18 protein-coding genes and 1 tRNA gene are annotated in these 19,545 nt (G+C 41.5%); 8 read left to right on the top strand and 11 right to left on the bottom strand.

Annotated elements, in window-relative coordinates; all coding sequences use genetic code 11:
- Nucleotides 1-34: 34 nt before the first annotated feature.
- Nucleotides 35-1,228 (bottom strand): ATP-binding protein, encoded by a 1,194-nt coding sequence (locus EGN73_RS15090; RefSeq protein ID WP_219291597.1) that lies wholly within the window; start codon nucleotides 1,226-1,228, stop codon nucleotides 35-37.
- Between the two features lie 82 nt (nucleotides 1,229-1,310).
- Nucleotides 1,311-2,663: a dGTP triphosphohydrolase gene (dgt, locus tag EGN73_RS15085; RefSeq protein ID WP_219291594.1), complete on the bottom strand. Its 1,353-nt coding sequence runs from the start codon at nucleotides 2,661-2,663 to the stop codon at nucleotides 1,311-1,313.
- A 120-nt stretch (nucleotides 2,664-2,783) separates the two neighbouring features.
- Between dgt and EGN73_RS15080 the strand changes: the two genes are divergently transcribed.
- The 4 genes from EGN73_RS15080 (at nucleotide 2,784) to EGN73_RS15065 (ending at nucleotide 5,987) form a co-directional block, all read left to right on the top strand.
- Nucleotides 2,784-3,593, top strand: a complete 810-nt coding sequence (locus tag EGN73_RS15080; RefSeq protein WP_246611603.1) for a DUF4382 domain-containing protein — start codon at nucleotides 2,784-2,786, stop codon at nucleotides 3,591-3,593.
- Nucleotides 3,594-3,657: 64 nt separating this feature from the next.
- Complete coding sequence (locus EGN73_RS15075) at nucleotides 3,658-4,446, top strand: DUF4382 domain-containing protein (protein WP_219291591.1); 789 nt, start codon at nucleotides 3,658-3,660, stop codon at nucleotides 4,444-4,446.
- A gap of 5 nt (nucleotides 4,447-4,451) precedes the next feature.
- Nucleotides 4,452-5,486, top strand: a complete 1,035-nt coding sequence (gene ribD, locus EGN73_RS15070) for a bifunctional diaminohydroxyphosphoribosylaminopyrimidine deaminase/5-amino-6-(5-phosphoribosylamino)uracil reductase RibD (protein ID WP_219292298.1) — start codon at nucleotides 4,452-4,454, stop codon at nucleotides 5,484-5,486.
- Nucleotides 5,487-5,987 (top strand): GAF domain-containing protein, encoded by a 501-nt coding sequence (locus EGN73_RS15065; RefSeq protein WP_219291588.1) that lies wholly within the window; start codon nucleotides 5,487-5,489, stop codon nucleotides 5,985-5,987.
- Nucleotides 5,988-5,996: 9 nt separating this feature from the next.
- Here EGN73_RS15065 and EGN73_RS15060 read toward each other — a convergent pair whose 3' ends face one another.
- Together EGN73_RS15060 and EGN73_RS15055 are read right to left on the bottom strand one after the other, a co-directional pair.
- Nucleotides 5,997-6,584, bottom strand: coding sequence for an LOG family protein (locus tag EGN73_RS15060; protein ID WP_219291582.1), 588 nt, complete (start codon nucleotides 6,582-6,584; stop codon nucleotides 5,997-5,999).
- A gap of 47 nt (nucleotides 6,585-6,631) precedes the next feature.
- Nucleotides 6,632-7,228: a hypothetical protein gene (locus EGN73_RS15055; protein WP_219291580.1), complete on the bottom strand. Its 597-nt coding sequence runs from the start codon at nucleotides 7,226-7,228 to the stop codon at nucleotides 6,632-6,634.
- A 260-nt stretch (nucleotides 7,229-7,488) separates the two neighbouring features.
- Between EGN73_RS15055 and EGN73_RS15050 the strand changes: the two genes are divergently transcribed.
- Nucleotides 7,489-7,875, top strand: a complete 387-nt coding sequence (locus tag EGN73_RS15050) for a DUF2784 domain-containing protein (protein WP_246611602.1) — start codon at nucleotides 7,489-7,491, stop codon at nucleotides 7,873-7,875.
- A gap of 260 nt (nucleotides 7,876-8,135) precedes the next feature.
- Nucleotides 8,136-8,262 (top strand) — tRNA-Asp (locus EGN73_RS15045).
- A 401-nt stretch (nucleotides 8,263-8,663) separates the two neighbouring features.
- On the opposite strand, the gene EGN73_RS15040 is transcribed toward EGN73_RS15045, so the two are convergent.
- Nucleotides 8,664-9,890, bottom strand: a complete 1,227-nt coding sequence (locus EGN73_RS15040) for an ABC transporter permease (RefSeq protein ID WP_219291577.1) — start codon at nucleotides 9,888-9,890, stop codon at nucleotides 8,664-8,666.
- Nucleotides 9,891-9,901: 11 nt separating this feature from the next.
- Nucleotides 9,902-10,282: a 30S ribosome-binding factor RbfA gene (gene rbfA / locus EGN73_RS15035; RefSeq protein ID WP_219291575.1), complete on the bottom strand. Its 381-nt coding sequence runs from the start codon at nucleotides 10,280-10,282 to the stop codon at nucleotides 9,902-9,904.
- Between the two features lie 94 nt (nucleotides 10,283-10,376).
- On the opposite strand from rbfA, the gene EGN73_RS15030 reads away from it, so the two are divergent.
- Together EGN73_RS15030 and EGN73_RS15025 are read left to right on the top strand one after the other, a co-directional pair.
- Complete coding sequence (locus EGN73_RS15030) at nucleotides 10,377-11,777, top strand: hypothetical protein (protein WP_246611601.1); 1,401 nt, start codon at nucleotides 10,377-10,379, stop codon at nucleotides 11,775-11,777.
- Nucleotides 11,778-11,972: 195 nt separating this feature from the next.
- Nucleotides 11,973-12,974, top strand: coding sequence for an SH3 domain-containing protein (locus EGN73_RS15025; RefSeq protein WP_219291573.1), 1,002 nt, complete (start codon nucleotides 11,973-11,975; stop codon nucleotides 12,972-12,974).
- Nucleotides 12,975-13,093: 119 nt separating this feature from the next.
- Here the strand turns inward: EGN73_RS15025 and rpiB are convergent, their stop codons facing one another.
- The 5 genes from rpiB to uvrA all read right to left on the bottom strand — a co-directional run bounded on the left by rpiB (nucleotide 13,094) and on the right by uvrA (nucleotide 19,391).
- Nucleotides 13,094-13,531: a ribose 5-phosphate isomerase B gene (gene rpiB / locus EGN73_RS15020; RefSeq protein WP_219291571.1), complete on the bottom strand. Its 438-nt coding sequence runs from the start codon at nucleotides 13,529-13,531 to the stop codon at nucleotides 13,094-13,096.
- Nucleotides 13,524-14,384, bottom strand: a complete 861-nt coding sequence (gene tatC, locus EGN73_RS15015; protein WP_219291569.1) for a twin-arginine translocase subunit TatC — start codon at nucleotides 14,382-14,384, stop codon at nucleotides 13,524-13,526. The genes rpiB and tatC overlap by 8 nt, the downstream gene beginning before the upstream one ends.
- A 15-nt stretch (nucleotides 14,385-14,399) precedes the next feature.
- A complete protein-coding gene (gene glyA, locus EGN73_RS15010) occupies nucleotides 14,400-15,668 on the bottom strand; it encodes a serine hydroxymethyltransferase (RefSeq protein WP_219291567.1) in 1,269 nt (422 codons plus the stop codon).
- A gap of 289 nt (nucleotides 15,669-15,957) precedes the next feature.
- Complete coding sequence (locus EGN73_RS15005; RefSeq protein WP_219291564.1) at nucleotides 15,958-16,560, bottom strand: trimeric intracellular cation channel family protein; 603 nt, start codon at nucleotides 16,558-16,560, stop codon at nucleotides 15,958-15,960.
- Nucleotides 16,561-16,574: 14 nt separating this feature from the next.
- Nucleotides 16,575-19,391 carry an excinuclease ABC subunit UvrA gene (gene uvrA, locus EGN73_RS15000; RefSeq protein WP_219291561.1) on the bottom strand — a complete coding sequence of 939 codons (2,817 nt, stop codon included), beginning with the start codon at nucleotides 19,389-19,391 and terminating at the stop codon, nucleotides 16,575-16,577.
- Nucleotides 19,392-19,545: the final 154 nt, after the last annotated feature.

Below are 19,545 nucleotides of genomic sequence, written 5' to 3'. Positions count from 1 at the left end.
GGGATGAATGGGTTTTTTATTGTGATGCAGCAAATCACCTTACAAATCCAAACAGCCAAAGCGGGATTCTATTGGAAGTACCGAATTGTAAATCGGCGATTGCTAAATAAGAGCCTTGTTCATCCTTAATTTGAAAATTTGATTTGTTTTTCCCTCCCACTTCGAAAATATACTTGTCATCAACTAAGAAATCTCCTTTATCCGGAAGACTTAATTGATGTTTTTCGGCTACTTGAGAATAAAAGAATGTCTCTCGAAGATTACCAACATCTAGATTCGCACCTGCCAAGGCATAACTGATATTGGTGTTTTCTAAAAAAATCTTATCAGGTTTTTGAAGGATACTCGTGCTTTTACCCTTTGCAAAAAGACTGTTGATGATTTTCGCTTTTTCTAAATAGTGAAGGTATGTAGTTAGCGTATTTCTGTGAATCCCAATCTTTTCACTCAACTTAGCCACATTGGGTTTGAAAGGAACACTTTGGGCAATTAAGCCCAATAATTGATGTATTTTTTTTGTCTTATGAATATCCATTCCCTCGATAAATTGAAGCTCTGTTTCTATTATCAAACGGATGATTTGCTCAATTCTCAAGTGATAAGTTTTTGTCCCTTCCAGAAAAAATGGATAATACCCGAACTTGAGATAATTATTAAATTCGGTCAGTGGATTGATCTTAGACAAGACCATGTTGGCCAAATCTATATGCCCGGAAAGGATTTCCCCAAGGGAAAACAGAGGTAGCTCTAGGTTATTTGTAAAGTTCAAATATTCCCTAAAGGAAAGACCACTTAAATTATAAAGGATGGCTCTTCTGCTTAGATCAACGTCCAGTCTTAGCATGTCAATTACGGATGAACCAGTAAAGACTATTTTCAATTTTTTATAAAAGTCGTAGGCATTTTTCAGCTCTCTGGCCCAAGTGGGATATTTGTGTACTTCATCCAACACCAAAAATCTACCTCCAGAAAAATAAAAACTTTCTATTGTTTCTATTAAAGTATGATTGCCAAAATAAATATCATCCAAAGACCAATATGCAGCTTGATCACTCAAACCATAGGTTTTTCGGAGATATTGCAATACTAAGGTTGATTTTCCCGTACCTCTAGCCCCTAAAATCCCGACCAACCTACTTTCCCAATCGATTTCTTCATATTTATTTCTGATTGTTTTTAAGTTGGTAGAGCCAATTATCAACTTAGATTTTTGATTCAAGGCTTCCATTTCTGCTATTTTATTTAGCAAAAATAAGAAAAAATGCTAAGTAAAATAGCAAAAATCAGCTTTTTAATTACCTTAGTAATTGTCAAACTCCCGGAAGAGCTATTCCTTTTACTTTCCTGTAAAGAGAAAGTGCATGCTTGTCCGTCATTCCAGATATGAAATCAACCAAAGCCCGCAGCATGGGGTATGCATTCTGAGAATTGCCCCAACCCTCCATTGGAAATCCCTCAGGAAGTAGACGGAGAATGCTTTTGTCTTTTCCGGCATACATCTCGGTCTGATAAAACTTATGGTTGAGCGCTTTGGAAAATACCTCCAAGAGTCCCTCCAAAACCTGATATCCTGCGGCTTCTTTTTCCAAAACGGGCTTGGACCTATAGATTTTTTGTACCGATAGCCTGGATATTTTTCCTAGGGCTTTGGCTGATGGAATTATCTCTGTCAAAGCCTGGTCAAATTCTCCGCTCAACATCTGTTCCTCACTTTGGCAAAAAGCTTCCACAGTTTCTTCTATGAGTTGGCCTATAGCCATGGCCCTTAGTACAGCGAGTTTTTGCGTAGGAGTAGCATATTTTTTCAGTTTATCCGGCTGGTATCTCTGACCAAGGATTTCCCCCAACAGATCCACACTTTCCTCAAAGCTGACCAGTCCGAGTGTTGCCCCATCTTCCAAGTCAATTATACTGTAGCAAATATCATCAGCTGCTTCTACCAAAAATGCCAAAGGATGCCTGAAGTAGCATTCAGGACTTGATTTTTCTAAGCCCAAGGTGCTAGCCAGCATCTCGAAATCTTTCTTTTGGTCAATGAAAAATCCGAATTTTTTGTGGCTTCTTCTATTGGAATCTTTCTCAAAAATGTATGAGGGCCTTGGATACTTCGTAAAAGCTGCAAGGGTAGCAAATGTAAGCTTAAGTCCATTGTGTTGGGATACCAGCATTCTGAACCCTTGGGCATTTCCTTCGAATTGGCAAAGGTCCTCCCATTCCTGATGGCTTACAAAAGGTTGCCAGATGTAACCGTAAGGATGGTGTTTGAAAAAATCCGAAATGGCCTCTTCTCCTGCATGCCCAAAAGGTGGATTGCCTATGTCATGGGAAAGCGCCGCCGCAGCCACTATAGCTCCCAAGTCAGATGCCGAAATCCCGGATTGGTGTAGTTCAGGGTATTTTGACAATAAAAAATCACCTGCGGCTTTTCCCAATGACCTGCCCACACTGGATACTTCTAGACTGTGGGTCAGTCGGGTATGTACAAAATCATGCTCTGGTAGGGGAAAAACCTGTGTCTTATCCTGAAGGTTACGGAATGGGGCTGAGAAAATTACCCGATCATAGTCCCTTTCAAACTCACTCCTATTTTGGGTTTCCGTTGCGATCGAACCGTCTTTGTGCTCAAATCTTCCTCCGGTCAAAAGTTTTTGCCAATTCATCATGCCCAAAAATACTAAAGCTAATGGTCATAGGTCCAGAAATAGGGGGAAAATATACCGAGAATAATTTTTGGCACTTTACTTGAAAAGATTTTAGCTGTCAAACACCAAATTATTAAAAAGATGAAAAACACATTATTTATCATGATGCTGGCATGTCTGGCATTTTCAGGGCTTAGTTCCTGTGATCAGCAGGAAAATTACAATACCATTTCAGAAGGAAACGCTAAAGTTAATGTACTGCTGGTAGATGCTCCGGCAGAATATGATGAGGTCTGGGTCGAAGTTTTGGAAGTGAGGATATTGCCAAGCGACAGAGACGAAAATTCAGGGTCTGCCTGGATTTCGATTCCCCATGAGTCCAATGACAGAAAAATCAATCTTCTTTCACTTGTGGGTAATAATGATGCTCATTTAGGAAGTGTAGAAGTTCCTGCAGGAAGGGTTTCTCAAATCAGATTGATCTTGGGAGATGACAATTATCTGGTCAAAGATGGCAACAGAATAGACCTCAAGACGCCGAGCGCACAGCAAAGTGGTTTGAAGCTGCAGGTAAATAAAGAATTTGAAGCTGGTAGGGAATATGACTTGGTCATAGATTTCGATGCCGGCAGGTCTATCGTTAGGGCTGGTAACAGTGGTAATTATATTTTGAAGCCGGTTCTGAGAGTTGTGGCAGAAACAGCTTCCTCCATTCAAGGTACCATTCTTCCTGTAGAAGCTGAGCCAAGGGTCACGGCTGTGAGAAATGGAGACAGCTTCTCAACTTTTACAGATGAAAATGGATTTTACAGGTTGAGGGGAATTCCTGCCGGAACTTACAATATTGTAATTGAGCCAAAAGAGCCTTATCTACCTGTGACTATAGAAGGAGTGAATTTAGGGGATGGCGAATCCCTGACATTGGACACGGTTACTTTAGAGACTGAATAATGAAATTTTAAAGCCATCCACTTTGGGTGGCTTTGTTTTTCATATTCTTTTTTAAATTTGTCATGTGAATAAACTAGGAATTTCTCTGATTTTGATTTGCTGTCTTATTATCTCCTGTACGGATCAGACAGAAAGAACCACAGCTTTGGTAAATGTATTTTTGATAGATGCTCCAGGAGATTTTGATGAAGTCTGGGTAGAAGTGTTGGGTGTAGAAGTACAGGCAACAGGGACAAGGGGGCAGGATAATGCAGATCCAAAATTTTTCCCTAATGAAGTGGTTGACAAAAAAGTAAATGTTGCAGCACTTGTAGGTGAGAGTCAATATTTGGTCGGTAGGGGAGAACTGCCTGCAGGCAATATCACAGGACTTACTTTGAAGCTCGGCGCTGATAATTTTATTAAAAGGGGTGAAGAAAGGACAAACCTTAATCTTGCTGACAATTCCCCATCTGTCAGTTTCAGCCTTTCCATGGAGCCGGGATTGTCCTTGGATGTGTTCATTGATTTTGAAGTGTACCGCTCTATTTTTGAAGGGGATGGTGACAATCTTGAATTAGTCCCTAGACTAAGGGCCTTTTCATCTCTTAATACAGGGAGTATTTCAGGGTCTATCAGACCGCAAAATCAAAGAGCTGTGCTTTATGCAGTTCAAGGTAGGGATACTGTCGCTTCCACCGGTGTAGTTGCCAATTCCGGCGACTTTCGTCTTAGAGGGTTAAGTGGAAACTATAGACTTATCATTCAACCATTGAATCCGGATTTTTTTTCAGATACTTTGAATAATGTTAACGTAGGGCCCAGGCAGACCACTCAGGTGGGTAATGTTACTTTGAGACCTAGAGGAGAATAAGCATGATGGACAAAGATGTACAATACATGAGGAGGGCTTTGGACCTGGCTGAACTGGGCAGAGGTTCTGTTAGTCCTAATCCTATGGTAGGCTGTGTAGTGGTACATCAGGACAGAATAATTGGGGAGGGATACCACATGAAGTATGGAGGCCCGCATGCAGAACCCAATGCCATTGCCTCTGTCAAAAACAAAGAGCTTCTTTCCAAATCTACTGTATATGTAACCTTGGAGCCCTGTTCACACTGGGGGAAGACACCTCCTTGTGCAGACCTTTTGATAGAAAGAAAAGTAAAAAAGGTAATCATAGCTGCTGTAGATTCCAATCCATTGGTTGGCGGAAGGGGAATTCAGAAACTCCGTGATGCTGGCGTGGAGGTGGTGCAGGGGATTATGGAAAAAGAAGCAATTGAGCTCAATAAGCGCTTTTTTACTTTCATTCAAAAAAAGCGACCATTTATCATCCTGAAATGGGCAGAAACCCAAGATGGTTTTGTGGCAAGAGAGAATTATGACAGTAAGTGGATCAGCAATCCTTACAGCAGACAATTGGTGCACAAATGGAGAAGCGAGGAAGATGCCATCATGGTGGGTACCCTTACGGCAAAATATGACAATCCCAGGTTGGATGTAAGAGAGTGGACCGGAAAAAACCCTATCCGAGTGCTGATAGACAGAAACCTCAGTTTGCCCAATGATTTGCATTTATTTGACCAAAAAATACCTACGCTTTGCTACCATCAATCTGACCGGTCGGATCAAGAAAACCTTTCATTTATAAAATTGAAAGATGGTTTTGACCTGGAGGATGTACTTCAGGATCTTTATTCAAAAAAAATCCAGAGCATCATCATAGAAGGGGGTGCCAAAATATTAAATAAGCTCATTTCAAAGAACCTTTGGGACGAAGCGAGGGTTTTTACTTCAAATGTTTGTTTTGGTACAGGAATCCATGCTCCTCAAATGAAAGGAAGGTCTTTTGATCAAATCAGCATGCAGGGAGACCATTTGAAAATCTTTAAAAATCATACAGAAAAGTAAATGGCAGAATCCATATATATCCCCGAAGCAGCTACAAAATCAGAAAAGTACGAAGCCATCTTGCCTCAGATTGAAGCTTTGATATCGAGTGAGAAAGATACTTATGCCAACCTTGCTAATGTTGCCGCAGTCTTGAAGGAAGGGTTTGGTTTTTTTTGGGTAGGATTTTACTTGGTGAAGGGCAGCGAGTTGGTATTGGGACCTTTTCAAGGTCCTCTAGCCTGTACAAGAATCCGTAAAGGAAAGGGCGTATGCGGAACCGCTTGGGAGAAGGGGTTTACCCAACTTGTCCCCGATGTAGAAGCTTTCCCAGGTCATATTGCCTGTAGTTCGGCTTCTAAATCAGAGATTGTTGTTCCCGGTTTTTTTAAGGATGAAGTATGGATAGTGTTGGATGTCGACAGCGATCAGCTTGACGATTTTGACCAAGAAGATCAGGTTTACCTTGAAAAAATGATGAACATGCTTGACCGGCACTGTGCACCTGATTTTACACCCTGATCATCAGGACTATTTCACTTCCCATTTGTCAATTTCCTTTTTGTCCATCTTTTTGGGCTGAAATGCCTCCATTTTGTCCAAAAGCTGTACTGGGTCATCAGAAATGATCAATACCTGCAACTGGGACTGATGGAGAAAACCTTCATTTACAGAATGATTTAAAAAATCTATCAGTTTGTCATAATAGCCATTGACATTGTAGAGGGCCAAAGGCTTGCTGATATAGGCTAGCTGATTGAGGGTCATGATTTCAAAAAGCTCCTCAAAAGTACCAATCCCTCCGGGCATGGCGATAAAACCATCTCCCCTTTCTGCCATCAGCCACTTCCTATCCCTCATGGTTTCCACCACAGTAAGTTCTGTGCAGCCCGTATGTGCTACTTCTATGTCTACTAATTTCTGGGGAATGATGCCAAAAACCTTCCTTCCTGATTGCAGCATTTGGTCTGCTATCACTCCCATAAGTCCAACATTACCTGCACCATATACCAGGTCAAGTTCTCTTTTTGCCATCTCTTCAGCCAGCTTGAGTGCGGCTGAAGCATATTTTTTATCTTTCCCTTTATTGGATCCGCAGTAAACAGTTAGTTTTTTCATCCCGAAATATAAAAAACTGATTCAGGAAAGACATAAAAAAACCTGTCTTAAACAGGTCTTTTGTTCATGGCGTCTACCAATTCTCGTTTTAGTTTTCTTTCTCTTTCCAAGGTGTTTTTCCTGTGCTGCTCAAACTCTTCCATTGTATCTTCAAGGTCTTTCCTTGCTTTGGAGATTACTTTGTGACTCTGACTGTACTGGAACAGGAAAAATAGAAGTGCACCGGTCAATATCAGGACTATTGTCCACATGATGCTGCTATAGGCAGATTTATGGATGGGCATACCCAAAAATTCAAAGCTGTCCCTTTCAGAAACAGCTAAAGTAAGTTGATCTTGCAATTCGGACATTTGTGCTTCCAGACCGGCAATTTGTTCCTGTCTTTCTTTTAGGTCTTTTTTCACAGTGACCAGTTGATCCTTGAAGACATTAAGGGAATCGGTTACGTTTTTTCTGATCTTATCCAAATTGGTGCGCTTGACCACTTTATATTCCTGAAAATTATTTGAAACAGAGTTGATATAGTCAAACTGGCTTGAGATGGTTCCTGAATTCAAAGAGGGAGCGGGCTCTTCCTGTTGGCCAACTACATAAGTAGTAAATGCAAAAAAAGTGAGTAGTCCGATAATTGTGGCTTTTTTCATTAGAGATTGGTGTATTTTGTACTATTTAATGAAGTTTTTTTTCAGTTTTTATCCTGATTTTGTAGGGTTAGCAATAAATATGCCTGTTTATTAGTAAATTATCAAAAAATAACCGGAGAAAAATATATTTTTTGTTCAAAGACTCAGGTATATGAGGTAAAAATATTACTTTTCCAATAAGTCTTTAGTTTCTATTCATTTCAATTTTTGCAAAATCGGGGATATCTTGTTATTATCAGGTGAGACAAAAAAAATGGATGATGGAGGGAAATGAATTGTTATTGAAAGTCGGAGATTACTTCTTCCTTACTTTTCATACTGCGTTGATTCTGTTCAACCTATTTGCATGGATATACAAACCATTACTAAGATGGCACCTGTTTACCATTGGGATTACATTTGCCTCATGGGGTATTCTGGGAATATGGTATGGTTTGGGGTATTGTCCATTGACAGATTGGCACTTTGAGATTTTGCGACAGCTGGGTGAGTCTGACCTTCCCAATTCTTACATCAGTTTTTTGCTCCAAAGGGTTTTTGGAATTCATCTTCCCGAGAATGTAGTAGATACATTGACGTTGGTATTTTCCCTACTGGCTTTGGTATTATCTGTTTATTTGAATTTTTTCAGAAAGAAAAGAGGCTAAATCTATCATTTATAACTGTCCTGTCGACTTTTTTTAGTAGAAAATACCATGTCTTAAACCGATTCCTGCCTAATAATTTTTAAATCCTTAAAACCCACTTTGATTTTAGCTTAACTTTTAACGATTTGATAATGAAATAATTTGAAAATTAAATATAATGTAAAAAAACGGCTAATTCATTGAAATAATTTTAAATAGTAAGATGTTTTATTAACTTTGAATCATCAACAAAGACAAAAGGTCTTATTGAAACACAGAATTGTAGGATGATGAAATTGGCAAACATGCCCTCCTGTCTCGGGGGTGGGGATTTCGGAATAAAGTAAATAGCGAGCTCGTATTTTACCTAACTGCCCTTTGGAGGTTCGAATCCTTCTCCTACAGCCAAAATTACTAACAGTAAACGACTGTTGGCAAAGTTTGAAAAATTTATACTGTAGGATGTTGAAATTGGCAGACAAGCCCTCCTGTCTCGGGGGTGGAGACCAAAGGATAAAGCGAATAGCGAGCTCGTATTTTTGCCTAACTTCTCCGTGGAGGTTCGAATCCTTCTCCTACAGCTGGTTATTTTGGGTTTATTGTTAATTGACTAAAGCTGTGAAGTGTATTCACGGCTTTTTTACTTTTATGATTATCCAGTTTTCAATGATCAAGAACTTAAGGTAATGCCAGCAATATTTTCACTTCTTCTGTAGTCTATTGACTGTGATCAGCGGACCGGTTTTTTTAAGAAAAATTTCAATTATAAATTATTCATACTGCTAAGATTGAATTTAAACTTAAGTCCATCAAAGGTCCGTAGATTTTACTTTGGAAGCGATAAGCGCAGGTCTATAAGATGCCAAAAATGTAATGGTGATCACTGCCAAGCTTGTCCATAAAAAATCTGTCCAGACAATTTTCACAGGATAGCTGTCAATGACGGAGGAACTGATTCCCAGCGAAACCAGGCCGAAATTGTCCTGAACCCAAACTATGGCAAAGCCTGCCATCAGTCCTATTAATGCCCCGGACAGGGCGATGATCGCACCTTGTTTGATATAGATCTGTTTGACAAGCTTTTCTCTTGCACCCATGGCAAACAGAATGGCAGTATCTTTTTTCTTTTCTATCGCCATCATACTCAATGAAAAGAAAATGTTAAATGAAGCAATAGCCAGTATAAAACTTAAGGTAATGAAGACAAAAAGTTTTTCAATCTTGATGGTCCTGAGTATACCTGCGTGTTGTTCGTCGGTGTCTTTGACCAAAAAATCCTCACCTAAATGCTCCCTAAGTTTATTTTTCACTCCTTGAATCCGGTACCCATCCGCCACTTTGATTTCCAGTGAGGTTCTTTTCTGTCCGTAATTGAGTAGCTTGCTGACAAAAGCAATGGGGGCAATGATGTAGTTGTCGTCAAAGTCCTTTTCAATGCTGAAAAATGCCGCAGGTTTGATGATATCCCTGTTGTAGAGTTGGTTTGGGTCAATAGACCCGGCACTCCTTGGGGCTTTGGGATAATATACCTGAAGCAGTTCAAAATCATTGTCCAAATCCACAGACAGGAAAAAGCCAACCCCCCTTCCAATGATAGCTTTAGGCTGTACATCTGTTCCAAGATCAAGATTGCCCCATACATAGCCTTCGGCAAACCTGTCAGGATCTTCCAGATAGGCTTCTGATACGCCTTTTATTTTAGCAAGGTGTTGGTTGTCCCGATACCTGAACAATGCATTGTCTTCTATCACTTCGGTCAACAATGCCACACCTTCTACCTTTCGTATCCCTTCAATCCATTTCGGATCAGCTTCAAATGACTTGCCCAGTGCAGGTTCTACCTTCAGCTCAGCATCAAAGGAGGCATATAGGCCTCTTACCAGATCTTCCAGACCATTGAATACAGAAAGCACTACGACCAGGGCCATAGTACCCACTGCCACTCCAATCATAGAAATTCTGGAAAGGATGGTGATGAAATTCCGTTTCTTTTTGCTACGGAAATACCTAGAGGCTATAAAATAGGATACGTTCAAAAGATGGCAGGTTAATCTTCTTCCTCTTCGTCTTCTTCAGAAGACTCAGGGATGTCTAATTTGGAGATAACGGCATCCATGTGCTGGGCATAGGAGGCAGAGTCATCCATAAATAATGCGATTTCCGGAACTATACGGACACTTTTTCCGATTCTGTTTCCCAAATGTTTGCGCAGCTCGCTTTTCTTGTCGTTCAGCTTTTCAAATACAGGTTTGTCTTTTTCCATCAGAAAACTGAGGTATACTTTTGCCAGACCGAGATCAGGGCTTACCAAAACCCTTGCTACCGTGATAAAGGCACTGCCTATCAGGTGCTTGGCTTCTTTCTGAAAAATCTCTCCAAGTTCCTTTTGGATCAGCTTGCTGTATTTCTGTTGTCTTTTACTTTCCATATCAGATTAAAATTGGAACAAATTTAGTGAATTAAATGACTAACCTTTAATTTCGGGAGTTCTGATTGTACCACCACTCATCCACAAATAGATTTTGATAAGCTTTTTTAGAATAAACGATCCTTTTCGCCTTTTGGCCCTATTGGCTTTGATGGTTTTGATGAGTGGTATTTATATCTGGTTGCTGGACATGCCTCTGTTACAACCTGAGATGGTCTGGATGCTTCTAGGGGAAAGGATGGCCGAGGGTAAGCATATGTATAAAGACATTCTGGACGACACCGGCCCATTGGCAGGAGGGGTTTATTGGTTGCTTCATCTTGTTTTTGGCAGGTCTGTAATTGTGTACAAGATTCTGGCAGGATTGGTTGTGTTTGTCCAGATGGCCTATCTAAATGGCCTTTTCATGCGGTATAAGTCTTACGACGAGAATACCTACATTCCGGCATTTGTGGTCATGATCTTGTTTTATTGTTCTTTTGACCTGGTTACCCTGTCCCCTGCTTTGCTGGGGAGTACTTTCATTGTGTTTGCATTGGGACAGTTGTTTGCCCAGACAGTGCTCCAAAAGGAAGGCTCAGATTCGGTTCTATTGGTGGGTCTTTACGCTGGAATTGCATTATGTTTCCATTTTCCGTTGGTGATCTTTTTCCCTTATCTCATATTGGCAGGTATTGTAGTGAGCGGGTTTAGTTTTAGACAGCTTTTACTTTCGCTGATAGGCTATACCATACCCATTGGGATTTGTGCTTTGTATTATTTCTGGATAGATGCATTGCCGGAATTCGTTATCGAATACATATTGACAGGCAGATTGGGTGAAGTGTATGTCCATGTAGGTTTCAGGGATATGCTACTGCTGTATGTGACACCATTGTTTTTTACGGTTATCGGAATTTTTCTCAGTTCACTTTTTAAGTCTTTGACGGTCAATCAGCAGAAGCAACTGCAATTGATGATGATTTACTTGGTATTTGCCGCTTCTTCAGTATTTCTGATCAACAGAAGGACTCCCTATCAGCTTCTGATCCTTATTCCTTCCATGGCTTATTTTATTTCCATGTTTTTTATTGTGGCCAAAAGAGGCTTTGTGAACAGGATTTTGGCTTATGTGTTTGTTTTGGGAATTCCGCTGATAGGATACGCTTGGTGGTACGTCAAAAGTGAAAGAAATGAACTGCAAGAGTATGCAGTAATTTACAAGCAGGAACATGAAATCAGTAAGAATAAAAGGGTGTTGGTATTGGGGAATGATTTAGGGTTTTATAAAAATGCGACTCAGGTAACCCCATACCTGAATTATTATATATCCAGAGAAGTACTTTCTGATTTTGAAGATTTCAAAGACATGGCAGATGCCTACAAAAATTTTCTGGAGGAAAAACCTGAAGTGGTGATTGATGAGGATGGGGTTTTCAGGAATCTGGTACAGAGAATCCCCCTGCTTCAGGAAAAATACCGGAAATCGGGTAAATTTTATTTTCTGGAAGATTGATTTTTGTTGACTTGGGGTATGATGAAAATTGCATATCACTTTGAAATTGAGGTGCATATGTTTAATTTAAGTCCGGTTATGGACTGCCTTTTTATTTCCGGTTTTACAGCGGTACTATGAATGTTTTCAAAAGCAGATAAAAACTGTCCTTGCCAACACATTTGGTCAGATTTTTAACTCAAAAACAAACATCACATGGAAACCAGATTTGGCTTTGTCAAAATGAAAATTGATGAATTTGAGCAATGGCTTGGGCAGCAGCGGGTAGCCAGGACTATTCTCAATGTGCAGCAGCATCACACCTGGATACCGAATTATTCCCATTTCAATGGATCGAATCATTTCGAAAGGCAACTGGCCATGAAAAACCACCATGTTGGGGTCAATGGCTGGGCGGACATTGGGCAACATTTTTCTGTATTTCCCGATGGAATGATTGTCTCTGGAAGACCACTCGAGCGGGTTCCTGCCTGCATCACTGGACACAATGCCAACTCGGTTTGCTTAGAGCATGTAGGTAATTTTGATAAAGGCGGCGATACCATGATGGAGGAGCAGAAGGAAGCGATCATCAGGATGACAGCGGCCCTGTGCAGGAGGTTTAATCTCCCGGTGAACCACAATGCAATCATTTATCACCATTGGTTTGAATTGGGTACGGGACATAGAAATAACGGAAGCAGGAATAACAAATCCTGTCCTGGGACGGATTTTTTTGGAGGGAATAAGGTGGAAGATTGTGAAGAGCATTTCTTGCCTTTAATCAGACAACAGTTAGGGGATTTTGATGTGGTGAAAACCAAAAACCCTTTTATCAAATATGTCATTGTCACCGCCAATAGACTCAACATCAGGTCACAGCCCCATGGTAGAGCACCTTTGGTGATTGGAAGGGATGCTGCTGAACTTGGGTCCATTCTAAGGGTATATGGTAAGACGGATGGCTGGTTGAAAATATCCAATTCCCAGGAGCACTGGGTTTCTGAGAGGTATACACGGGAAGTTAAAAGAGCAACAGTCAATGCCAATGTTTTAAGAGTAAGGTCAGGTCCAGGAACCGAGTTTGCGGTAGAAGGAAATCTGCCTAGAGGGGAAGAGGTGTTTATTTTGGAAGAAAATGGAGGTTGGTGCAAGATCGGCTTTGAAGAAAAATGGCTCAGCAAAGATTATCTGGATTTTCAGAAAGTAGATTTATAAGGTTGGGGATATGAGTACTTTGGGAAATGGGAAGTATTTGAGGTTTTATTATCCCCGATCAGTTCATCTTGTTAAAAAGTGGCTATAAAAAATCCGGGAGAGGTACCTCCCGGATTTTATTATTTACAAGCGATTTTTTCTACCCGGTTCATGTGGCGTCCTCCTTCAAAATCTGTTTCGAGGAAGATCATTGACATATCTTCTGCCAAATGATATGGGACAAATCTTGCCGGAAGTGCAAGCACATTGGCATCATTGTGTTGTCTGGATAAAGCAGCAAGCTCTTCATTCCAGCAAAGTGCTGCACGTATACCCTGATGTTTATTGGCTGTGATGGCTACACCATTTCCCGAACCACAGATCAAAATTCCTTTTTCTTGCTCTCCTTTTTCTATGGCTTCACAAAGTGGATGCACATGATCGGGATAGTCTACAGAATCATCAGTGAAAGGTCCAAAGTCAGTGACTTCGTAACCTTCGGATTCCAGTTTTTGGATCAATTTAACTTTGTAATCAAATCCGGCATGGTCGCCACCTACAGCAATTTTCTTACTCATCGTCTTGGTATTTAAGTCTGTCCTCCAATTCTTGTTTTTCTTTTTTTCGTTCCAGTCTTTTTGCGATCTGTATTCCGGCCTCATACAGTACCAATATTGGCATAGCAATTAGAACCTGCGAAATGACATCCGGCGGGGTAATGACAGCAGCCAGGATAAGGATCGAAACAATGGCATGCCTCCTGTAAGCTTTCAGCATCGCTGCGGTCACCAGACCTGACATAGACAGGAAATAAATGACCACAGGAAGCTGGAACATAATGGCAGATGCCAAAACCAACATGGACAAGGTAGTCACATAAGAAGTAATATCAAATTCATTCAGAATGCTTGGGTCCAGCTGGTAATTGGAAAGGAAGTTGATAGAAAGGGGTGCCAATATAAAATAGCCAAAGGATGCACCCATGAAAAACAGTAGACTGACAAAGAAAACAGCACCACGTGCCGCCTGCCGTTCTTTGGAATAAAGTCCAGGGCTGATGAATTTCCAAACTTCATAAAAGAGGTAGGGGAAAGCAGCAATCAATCCCACCACCATAGAGGATGTCAGGTGCATGGAAAATTGCCCGGTCATCTGTCTACTTTGAATGGTAAAGGGCAAAGTATCTATGCACAATACAGGTGTGGAAAGTGCATCAGCAATCTGACACAACAACCTATAAGTGACAAAGTCTACCCGGGAAGGACCTAAGATTACCTTTCCAAACACGATGCTTTTGGCTAGGAATGCCGCTACTGTAAATATCAATACGGCTGCCACGGAGCGCAGAAGATGCCAACGCAATTGCTCCAAATGGTCCAAAAAGGACATGCCCTCTTCTTCCTCTTCTTCTCTATACTGATCTAAGGCCACGCTTTAGGGATATTTTTAATACAATGGAAATTGAACCATCCAGTCATTTACCTCTTTTTTGATTTCGGCAAGTGTGGATTCATTGTCATGGTTGCTCAGGGCTTTGTCTATAAAGCCGACAATTTTTTTCATGTCTACTTCATTCAATCCTCTTGTGGTGACTGCGGCTGTACCTACCCTCATACCTGAGGTGACAAAAGGAGATCTTGTGTCGAAAGGAACCATGTTTTTGTTGATGGTAATGTCAACTTTACCGAGTGTTTCCTCTGCGAGTTTACCGGTAATGTCTTTGTTTCTAAGGTCAATCAGCATGAGGTGATTGTCTGTCCCGCCGGAAATCAGTTTATAGCCCAGGCTCACAAACTCTTCTGCCATGACAGAAGCGTTCTTTTTCACTTGGAGCACATATTCCATGTATTCATCGGATAGTGCTTCTTGAAAGGCTACAGCTTTTGCTGCGATGATATGTTCCAAAGGACCTCCCTGAGTTCCTGGGAATACTCCTGAATCCAATAGCGAGGACATCTTTCTCAGTTCTCCTTTTGGAGTTTTCAGACCGAAAGGATTGTCAAAATCTTCTCTCATCAAAATCAAGCCACCTCTAGGTCCTCTCAAAGTTTTGTGAGTAGTAGTGGTCACAACATGACAATATTCCAATGGGTCGTTCAAAAGACCTTTTGCAATTAGACCGGAAGGGTGGGAGATATCGGCCAATAAAATGGCACCAACCTGATCTGCAATATCTCTAAGCCTTTCATAATCCCAATCTCTGCTGTATGCCGATGCACCACAAATCAATAGCTTAGGTTTTACTTCAAGTGCTTTTGCTTCTACTTTATCATAATCGATGAGACCTGTTTCTTCTTCCACACCGTAAAAATGCGGTTGGTAAAGTTTTCCGGAAAAATTCACCGGGCTACCATGTGTAAGGTGTCCTCCATGAGAAAGGTCAAAACCTAGAATAGGGTCTCCTGCATTGAGGCAGGCAAGGAATACTGCTGCATTGGCCTGGGCACCTGAATGTGGCTGCACATTGGCCCAGTTTGCACCGAAAAGCTCTTTTGCCCTATCTATCGCCAATTGCTCGATTTCATCTACTACTTCACAACCTCCGTAATACCTCTTATTAGGTAATCCTTCAGCATACTTGTTGGTCAGTACCGATCCTGCTGCTTCCATTACCTGCTTGCTGGTGAAATTCTCTGAAGCGATCAGCTCAATTCCTGTTTTTTGACGGTTTTCTTCTTTGGCTATAAGGTCAAAAATGACTTGGTCTCTTTTCATGTGTTTTTATTGTTCTTCAGTGGCCACATGGAATCTCGCATCTCAGATCATTATCACGGCTAGTGAGATTGGCCATTTGCGCGATTTCATTTCGGATTTTATTAGGTGCTCAAAATTAGTTTTAAACAATGGATTATCCAATTGATTAATTGGCAAAAGGAGGTACTCTTTAAATTCAATCATGTTGGGCTCAATTTACAAGCTATAAAAACCAATTTGAACCAAGAAGACTGAATAAAATGCTTATCTCATTTTCCATCCAAATATTCCAAAGAATTCAAAAACTGGCTTAATCCAAGCGGGGCAGACTGAGCTTGTACCGGACTGCAATCAGACGTATGCTGATCACAGTGGATATAGAAATCAACATGTTGTAGTCTCTGGCCAATCCAAAATAGTTCAGAACCAGGTATAGAATGGCACCTGCCAAGCAGGCTGAAGCATAAATTTCCTTACGGAAAAGAATGGGGATTTCATTGGTCAGAGTGTCCCTGATCACCCCTCCCATGACTGCCGAAAACATTCCCATAATGGCAGCGATCTCAGGCCTTACTCCGAGACTCATGGCTTTTTCTACCCCCAAAACAGTAAAAAAACCAATTCCCAAAGTGTCGAAAAGAAACATGGTCTTTCGGAGTTTCAATAAAGCGGAAGGGAAAATGAAAGCCAGAAGGATGCCAGCAAATATGGCATAGAGGAAATTGACATCACCGATCCATACCAGTGGATAGGCTCCCAGTAAAATATCCCTCAAGCTACCTCCTCCTATTGCTGTGATAAACCCGGTAAACCCAGCTCCAAATAGGTCATGTTCTCTATCCCTCACCGCCAAGGCTCCGGAAATTGCGAAAACAAAAGTACCGACCAGTTCGAGTGGGTATTGGATATCCATTATAGCATAAAGGTTTATTGGAAGCTTTCTTTGAGGTATTTGGCAGTATGATTGTCCTGCACCTCCATCAATGCTTCCGGTGTTCCCTCAAAGGTAATATTTCCTCCGCTTTCTCCTCCCTCAGGGCCAAGGTCAATTACCCAGTCGGCTGCTTTGATGACTTCTGTATTGTGCTCTATGATGATCACAGAATGTCCCTGCTCGATAAGTGCATTGATGCTGTGCAGAAGTTTACGGATATCATGAAAATGAAGTCCTGTGGTAGGTTCATCAAATATAAATAGGATATGGTCGCTTGCTTTGGTTCCTCCTTTTCCTAAAAAGGAAGCCAATTTGACCCTTTGGGCTTCTCCGCCAGAAAGGGTATTGGAAGATTGGCCCATGCCAATGTAACCGAGCCCTACCTCCTGAAGGGGCTGAAGCTTATTGATGATCTGGGTCTTGCCTTCGAAAAAGTCCATGGCTTCATCGATGGTCATGTCCAAAATGTCGGAAATGTCCTTGTCCTTATACTTTACATCCAGGATCTCATTTTTGAAGCGCTTCCCTTTACAGGATTCGCAGGTCAGGTGAATATCGGCCATAAACTGCATCTCTACCGTTACTGTGCCCTCTCCCTGACAGGATTCACACCTTCCTCCATCTACGTTGAAGCTGAAAAATGCCGGTTTGTACCCCCTTTGTTTTGCAAGCCCTTGATCCGAATACAGCGACCTTATGGCGTCATAAGCTTTGACATAGGTGACAGGATTGGACCTGGAAGATTTACCGATGGGATTTTGGTCCACAAACTCCACCTGACTTACCGATTTATAGTCCCCCTCAATTTTATCAAATTTGCCGCTCTCGTCTATCACCGTGCCCAAAGTCTTTCCCAAAGCAGGATAAAGTACTTTTTTGATCAAGGTGGATTTACCGGAGCCGCTGACTCCTGTCACCACGGTAAGCGTATGAAGAGGAAATTTCACAGATAGGTTTTTCAGGTTGTTTTCTCTGGCACCCTTGACCATTATGTAGTCTTTCCATTTTCTGTTCCTCTCTTTTACCTGGATTTTTTCTTCTCCTTTGAGGTACCGTGCAGTATGGCTTTTTCCATGAATAATCAATTCATTCAAGTCTCCCTGAAATACCAGCTCTCCGCCCAAAACACCCGCATCAGGTCCAATATCGATGATCTGATCGGCTGCCTTCATGATTTTTTCTTCATGCTCTACCACAATTACGGTGTTGCCGAGATCTCTTAGGGTTTTCAATACCTCTATCAGTCTTTCAGAGTCACGGGGGTGAAGTCCGATACTGGGTTCGTCCAAAATATACATGGAACCCACCAGGGCAGAACCCAATGATGTGGCCAATTTGATCCTTTGAAACTCCCCGCCTGATAATGTGGAGGTGAGTCTGTTGAGTGTCAGGTATCCCAGGCCCACCTTGTCAATGTATTCCAGCCGGTTAAGGATTTCTTTCAAAAGACGGTTGGCCACCTTAAGCTCTCCCTCGGAAAGTTTGATCTGCTGAAAAAAGTCCAAGGCTTTCCCTATGGGCATCAGGACGATATCGGTAATTGATTTCTCTGCTATTTTTACATAAGAAGCGTCTTTTCGAAGCCGAGTACCTTTACAGTCAGGGCAGGTTGTCCTTCCCCTGAATCTGGACAGCATGACCCTGTATTGGATCTTGTGCGTTTTGGATTCTATATCCGCAAAGAAATCATTCAGTCCTTTGAAGTATTCATTTCCAGTCCATAGCAATGCTTTTTCTTTTTCTGATAGGTCCTCATAAGCTCTGTGAATAGGGAAGTCAAAATAAATTCCTTTCTTGACTAAAGGTTCCAGCCATTTTCCGGTAGTTTCTCCTCTCCACGGAGCAATGGCGCCTTCGTAGACAGAAAGGCTTTTATCAGGGATTACGAGGTCGGGATCAATGCCCAAAACCGATCCGAATCCTTCACAGGTTTTACATGCGCCATAGGGATTGTTGAAGCTGAAAAAGTTGACTGATGGAAGTTCGAAACTCATTCCATCAAGCTCAAAACGGTCCGAAAAGGTTCTCTTGGTTTTGTCAGGAATGAGCACGGTACATTCTCCATGCCCCTCAAAAAAGGCAGTCTGTACCGAATCCGATATCCTGAACTGATTGTCTTCATCTTCCTTTTGGACCGTGGCACGGTCAATGAGAATTTCATATTCGCCTTTGGGCAGGGTTTTTTCATTTACCAGATCTTCCACAAAGTACACCTCAGCATTTACCAGCACCCTCGTAAAACCTTTTTGAAGTAAAAGGTCAAGCTCTTGTTTTCTGTTTCGGTCATTTTGTAAATGAAGCGGACAGGAAATCATCACCCTGTCTCCCTCCTCAAAAGAATGGATGTAGTCCACCACATCGGTGACGGTATGGTGCTTCACTTCCTCTCCACTGATGGGGGAGATGGTTTTTCCTATTCTTGAAAAAAGAAGCTTGAGGTAATCATATATTTCTGTGGTGGTTCCTACCGTCGACCGGGGATTTTTGGTGGATACCTTTTGCTGAATGGCGATAGCAGGGGAGACTCCTTTGATATATTCCACTTCCGGCTTTTCCATTCGGCCCAAAAACTGTCTGGCGTAGGAACTGAGGCTTTCCACGTACATGCGTTGTCCTTCGGCAAACAAGGTGTCGAATGCAAGGGACGATTTTCCCGAACCTGATAGCCCTGTGATGACCACCAGTTTGTTTCTGGGTATGGCTACACTGAGGTTTTTGAGGTTATTGACCCGGGCATTTTTGATAATGATATATTCCTTGGGATCAAGCTGATCTATGGATTCGGAAATTGTGGCTGCGCGTTCACTCATAAATGGCAAAGTTACCCAATCAACATTTCATTTGATAATTTGTTGGGAAGTTTTAGCGTATACCTCCTTGGTTCAGGTCTGTCGTAGACATGGTACAAGTTTATCAATATCCCTAGTTCGAGTTTACTGTGTCCCTGGTTCAAAGTCTTCAGAC

The organism is Arthrospiribacter ruber, assembly GCF_019343195.1.
GTDB lineage: Bacteria > Bacteroidota > Bacteroidia > Cytophagales > Cyclobacteriaceae > Arthrospiribacter > Arthrospiribacter ruber.
This window is presented reverse-complemented; position numbering and strand designations above follow the sequence as displayed.

Excerpts from the sequence above, each read along its gene's own strand:
- EGN73_RS15055 (WP_219291580.1), bottom strand. The coding sequence starts at position 7,228 with ATGAAAAAAGCCACAATTATCGGACTACTCACTTTTTTTGCATTTACT.
- uvrA (WP_219291561.1), bottom strand. The coding sequence starts at position 19,391 with ATGAGTGAACGCGCAGCCACAATTTCCGAATCCATAGATCAGCTTGAT.
- ribD (WP_219292298.1), top strand. The coding sequence starts at position 4,452 with ATGGACAAAGATGTACAATACATGAGGAGGGCTTTGGACCTGGCTGAA.
- rbfA (WP_219291575.1), bottom strand. The coding sequence starts at position 10,282 with ATGGAAAGTAAAAGACAACAGAAATACAGCAAGCTGATCCAAAAGGAA.
- EGN73_RS15065 (WP_219291588.1), top strand. The coding sequence starts at position 5,487 with ATGGCAGAATCCATATATATCCCCGAAGCAGCTACAAAATCAGAAAAG.
- EGN73_RS15025 (WP_219291573.1), top strand. The coding sequence starts at position 11,973 with ATGGAAACCAGATTTGGCTTTGTCAAAATGAAAATTGATGAATTTGAG.
- EGN73_RS15050 (WP_246611602.1), top strand. The coding sequence starts at position 7,489 with ATGGAGGGAAATGAATTGTTATTGAAAGTCGGAGATTACTTCTTCCTT.
- rpiB (WP_219291571.1), bottom strand. The coding sequence starts at position 13,531 with ATGAGTAAGAAAATTGCTGTAGGTGGCGACCATGCCGGATTTGATTAC.
- EGN73_RS15060 (WP_219291582.1), bottom strand. The coding sequence starts at position 6,584 with ATGAAAAAACTAACTGTTTACTGCGGATCCAATAAAGGGAAAGATAAA.
- glyA (WP_219291567.1), bottom strand. The coding sequence starts at position 15,668 with ATGAAAAGAGACCAAGTCATTTTTGACCTTATAGCCAAAGAAGAAAAC.
- EGN73_RS15005 (WP_219291564.1), bottom strand. The coding sequence starts at position 16,560 with ATGGATATCCAATACCCACTCGAACTGGTCGGTACTTTTGTTTTCGCA.
- EGN73_RS15090 (WP_219291597.1), bottom strand. The coding sequence starts at position 1,228 with ATGGAAGCCTTGAATCAAAAATCTAAGTTGATAATTGGCTCTACCAAC.
- dgt (WP_219291594.1), bottom strand. The coding sequence starts at position 2,663 with ATGATGAATTGGCAAAAACTTTTGACCGGAGGAAGATTTGAGCACAAA.
- EGN73_RS15080 (WP_246611603.1), top strand. The coding sequence starts at position 2,784 with ATGAAAAACACATTATTTATCATGATGCTGGCATGTCTGGCATTTTCA.